The sequence below is a fragment of the Ewingella sp. S1.OA.A_B6 genome (assembly GCF_049889095.1).
Classification (GTDB): Bacteria; Pseudomonadota; Gammaproteobacteria; order Enterobacterales; family Enterobacteriaceae; genus Ewingella.
The window spans coordinates 1-251 of record NZ_JBLJFK010000087.1; the positions used below are offsets into that span (position 1 = coordinate 1).

General features: G+C 53.4%; 1 rRNA gene. It reads right to left on the minus strand.

Going from position 1 to position 251, the window contains the following annotated elements:
• Nucleotides 1–97: ribosomal RNA gene (gene rrf / locus ACMV8I_RS21585) — 5S ribosomal RNA — on the minus strand; the annotation flags it as partial.
• Between the last annotated feature and the right edge of the window lie 154 nt (nucleotides 98–251).

Sequence of the window (251 nt, forward strand, 5' to 3'; positions counted from 1 at the left end):
TCGCATGGGGAGACCCCACACTACCATCGGCGCTACGGCGTTTCACTTCTGAGTTCGGCATGGGGTCAGGTGGGACCACCGCGCTAGTGCCGCCAGGCAAATTCTGTTTCATCCATGCCACCCACCCTCTCTCGACGGCAGGCCACACGAACCAATCTCGGAACAATCGCTGAAAATTAAATTATATCGTCTCTCAAACCAAAACACCTTGGGTGTTGTAAGGTTAAGCCTCTCGGGTCATTAGTACTGGT